We start from the raw sequence: 3,952 nt of genomic DNA, 5'->3' as shown, positions 1-3,952 counted from the left end.
CCTCGACCTGGACCGGGCGGTGGAGCGGCTGGCGGCCGGGAGCCTCGGGGCCCGGGCCGTCTCCGACACGGGACCGCCCGAACTGCGGCGGCTGCGGCGGCACTTCAACGGGATGGCGGAGGCGGTCGCCGATTCCCTGGGCCGCCAGCGGGCGTTCGTCGCGGACGCCTCCCACCAGCTGCGCAACCCCCTGGCCACCCTGGTGCTCCAGCTGGAGAACGTGGAACCGCACATCACTCCGGGCCCGGGCCTGGCCGAGCACGCCCGGGCCCTGGACGAGGCGGAGCGGCTGGAGGAGCTGCTGGACGGGCTGCTGTCGCTGGCACGGGTGGAGTCCGGGACGGCGGAACGCGGGGACCAGGACCTGGTGGCGGCGGTGCGGGGGCGGGTGGAGGCCTGGGAGCCGGTGTTCCGCGCCGCCGGGCTGGAGCTGGCGGCCGATGTCCCGCCCCGGGAGCTGTGCGTACGGGCCCTGCCCGACGCGGCGGGGCGGATCCTGGACGCGCTCCTCGACAACGCGGTGAAGTTCGTGCCGGCCGGCGGCCGGGTGGAGGTGCGTGTCCCGGGCCCGGCCGGCGGGGAGGCCCTGGTCCGGGTCGCCGACGACGGGCCGGGGGTGCCGGACGGCCAACGGGAGCTGCTGCTGCGGCGTTTCGCCCGTGCCCCCGAGCACCAGAACGTGCGCGGCAGCGGGCTGGGGCTGGCCATCGCCGAGGAGATCGCCCGGCTGAGCGGGGGCCGGCTGGAGGTCGCCGGGAACGAGCCGCGGGGCCTGGTCTTCGAGTTCCGGCTGCCGTCCCCGCCTCCGTCCTCCGCGGAGGGTCAGCCGTACACCGAGCGGTAGTGGGCGACGGCTCCCGGGTGGAGGGGCACCTCGCCGGTGGAGATGGCGAACCGGGGTTCCAGCCGTACCCCCGCGGTGACCTCCCGCAGCAGGTCGTGGCGGCGGTCGAAGACCACCCGCAGGAGCTCGCCGACGGCGTCCGCGGCCACGTCCTCGCGGGCCAGGAGGTAGTTGCCGACTCCGATGGTGCCCACCGGGCCGGTCAGTCCGTAGGCGCCGGCGGGCAGGGTGACCGCCGTGTAGACGGGCCCGTACCGGCGGCGCAGCTCAGCCGCGTAGCCGTCCAGCGGAAGGAAGCGCAACGGCAGCCGGCGGGCCAGGTCGGTCAGGGCCGGGGTGGGTACGCCGCCGGACCAGAACACGGCGTCGACGGTGCCCGCGCGCAGCGCCGCCGCCGACTCGGCGAGGCCCAGCTGCCGTTCGTCCGCCGGTGACGGGCCCGCGGTCAGCCCGGCGGTGCGCAGGAGGCGGCCGGCCAGCACCTGGACCCCGGATCCGGGGGCGCCGGCCGCGAGGGGGCGCCCGGCGAGGTCCGTCACCGAGCGGGCCGGTCCGGCGGCCGGGACGAGGAGGTGGGTGTAGTTGACGTAGACGCGGGCCAGTGCCGTCACCGGGACCTCGCGGGTGAAGGGTTCACGTCCCAGGGCGGCGTCCTCGGCGACGTCGGCCATGGACAGCGCGAGGTCCACGGAGCCCTCGTCCAGCCGGCGCAGGTTGTCCACGCTCGCGGCGGTGGTGACGGGGACGAGCCCCAGCGGGCTCCCGCTGTCGGCGAGGGCCTGGGCGAGGGCCTGCCCGAAGGCGTTGTACGGGCCCCCTGGCGGCCCCGTCGCCAGCCGGAGCCGGGGCACGGGGCCGGAGCCCCCGGCGCATCCGGCCAGGGCCGCCGCGAGCGCGCCGAGCCCGGCACCGAGCAGGTGCCGGCGTCGGGGGCGCGCGCTGTTCACGGCGGCAGCCTAGGGGGTGCCGCCGGGAACGGGCCAGGGGCTGGTCAGGCGCGCAGGTCGTCCGCGGTGGGGACGACGACGCCGAACAGGTCGGTGATCGTCGTCAGGGCGGCGTTCTGGAGGGCCGCGGCGGGCAGGACGGTGCCGTCGGGGGCGGCGAGGGCGCGGGTGGCGGTGGCCTCGGCGACGACGGTGGGCCGGTAGCCGAGGTTGAAGGCCTGCTGGGCGGTGAAGGTGATGCACATGTGGGTCATGAACCCGGCGAGGACGAGGTCCTTGCCGCTGCCGGCGGCGAAGCCGAGCCCGGTCAGGGTCTTCTCCAGGTCGGTGGCGTGGAAGGCGTTGGGGAAGTTCTTCACGACGACGGGCTCGCCGTCGGCCGGGGCGACCTCGTCGCTGAGGGAGCCGATGTGCTCGCGGACGTCGTAGGGGCTGCCCTCGCCGCCGTCGTGGACGACGTGGACGACGGGGGTGCCGGCGGCACGGGCCCGAGCCAGCAGGCGGGCGGCCGCCGCGACGGCCTCCTCGGCTCCGTCCAGGGCCATCACGCCGGTGCGGTAGGTGTTCTGGAAGTCGATCAGGATCAGGACGGACTCGGCCAGCCGGGGCGGCCGGTTCTCCAGCCCGCTCAGGTCGCGCAGGGTGGCGGACGCGGTGATGGTGTCGGCGCTGGTGGTGGTCGTGGTGCTCACTGGATGCCTCTCATCGGTTCTCATCGGTTCGATCGGTCTCAGCGGACCTGATCGGGGTCCATCTGGGTGCAGCGGGCCGTGGGCCGCGGGCCGGCGGAAACGGGCAGGGCGAAGCGCTCCGCCCGGCCGTCAGCCGGGGGAAATGGTGTGTGCGTATGCCGGGTCGTCAGACCGTCTGGGTGCGGAAGCGGCGCCGGTAGGCCGCCGGGGTGGTGGCGAGCTGCCGTCTGAAGGCCCGGTGCAGGGTTTCCGCCGAGCCGAGTCCGGACGTCCCCGCCACCTGGTCGAGCGGGCAGTCGGTGGTCTCCAGCAGACGCCGGGCCAGCTCGACGCGGACCGCTTCGACGTAGGCGGCCGGGCTGGTGCCCGTCTCCTGTTTGAAGACGCGGGCGAAGTGCCGTTCGCTCAGGCACATCCGGGCGGCCAGGGCCGGCGCGGACAGGTCGGCGTCGGGGTGGTCGGCGATCCACAGCCGCAGTTCGTCGATCTCCCTCCGCCCGGCTGCCGGGCGGCTGAGCGGGACCGAGAACTGGCTCTGCCCGCCCTGCCGCTTGAGGTACATCACCAGCTGCCGGGCCACGGCGAGCGCGGTCTGCTCGCCGAGGTCCTCGGCGACCAGGGCCAGCGCGAGGTCCAGGCAGGCGCTGATCCCGGCCCCGGTCCACAGCCGGCCGTGGTCGGTCCGTACGAAGATGGGGTCCGGGTCGACGGTGACGCGGGGGTGGTCGGCGGCGAGCTGGGCGGCGGTCGACCAGTGGGTGGTGGCCGTCCTCCCGTCGAGCAGCCCCGCGGCGGCCAGCAGATGGGCGCCCACGCACACCGAGGCGACGCGCCGGGCGTGCGGGGCGGTCTCCCTCACCCAGGCGACGACCTCCTCGTCGATCCGGGCGACCGGGCCGTCCTCGGCCATGTCGACCGCGCCCGGCACGAGCAGGGTGTCCACCTCCGCGCCGACGTCGGCGAACGCCACGTCCGTCAGCAGCCGGACACCGGCCGAGGTGCGGACCGCACCGGCGGCGGACCCGGCGAGGCGGACCTCGTACCCGGCCCGGCCGGCGGTCTCGCGGTTGGCCAGCGCGAAGACCTCTGCGGGGCCGGTGACGTCGAGGAGGTCGACATCGGGGAAGACCGCGATGACGACACGGTGTGCGGTGGGCATGCGCCCATCCTCCCCGTGCCCGGCGCATGGCCGCAATGACGCTTCCCCGTCATATTCGGACACGGGTCCGAAGGGGGGTTCCGGACGGCGGCCGGCGCACCGCCCGGCGATCGGGTGACAGGGCGCCACCCCGGCGGGGTCGCGCCCGTTACCAGTGCGACCTCCCCAGCCGGGGCCGGGTCCTCCGCCAGACAAGGAACCTTTCGATCATGCTGAAGAAGATGATGGTCACCGCCGCAGCCACCGCCGCCGCGATCGGCGCGGGCGCTGCCGCTGCCGCCCCGGCCATGGCCATCGGCAACGACAACGG

4 protein-coding genes and 1 pseudogene are annotated in these 3,952 nt (G+C 75.6%); 2 read left to right on the top strand and 3 right to left on the bottom strand.

Features of this window, described 5'->3' with window-relative positions; translation table 11 throughout:
- Positions 1 to 844 (top strand): sensor histidine kinase (locus VR44_RS37055; RefSeq protein ID WP_045952065.1); only part of this gene is annotated, 844 nt, incomplete at its 5' end.
- Here VR44_RS37055 and VR44_RS37050 read toward each other — a convergent pair.
- From VR44_RS37050 to VR44_RS37040, 3 genes are all read right to left on the bottom strand, one after another.
- Positions 823 to 1,791, bottom strand: a complete 969-nt coding sequence (locus VR44_RS37050) for a TAXI family TRAP transporter solute-binding subunit (RefSeq protein WP_045952064.1) — start codon at positions 1,789 to 1,791, stop codon at positions 823 to 825. The two genes, VR44_RS37055 and VR44_RS37050, sit on opposite strands and share 22 nt — an antisense overlap.
- Before the next feature lie 44 nt (positions 1,792 to 1,835).
- Positions 1,836 to 2,450 carry an isochorismatase family protein gene (locus VR44_RS37045; RefSeq protein ID WP_045952066.1) on the bottom strand — a complete coding sequence of 205 codons (615 nt, stop codon included), beginning with the start codon at positions 2,448 to 2,450 and terminating at the stop codon, positions 1,836 to 1,838.
- Between the two features lie 199 nt (positions 2,451 to 2,649).
- Entirely contained in the window at positions 2,650 to 3,642 is a 993-nt protein-coding gene (locus VR44_RS37040; protein ID WP_045952063.1) for a GlxA family transcriptional regulator, read from the bottom strand.
- A 209-nt stretch (positions 3,643 to 3,851) separates the two neighbouring features.
- Between VR44_RS37040 and VR44_RS47980 the strand changes: the two are divergent.
- Positions 3,852 to 3,952: pseudogene (locus tag VR44_RS47980) on the top strand (rodlin); the annotation flags it as partial.

Origin of the sequence: Streptomyces katrae (genome assembly GCF_000966975.1) — a bacterium.
GTDB lineage: Bacteria > Actinomycetota > Actinomycetes > Streptomycetales > Streptomycetaceae > Streptomyces > Streptomyces katrae.
The sequence above is the reverse complement of the archived record's forward strand: the minus strand, read 5'-3'. Positions and strand labels throughout refer to the sequence as shown.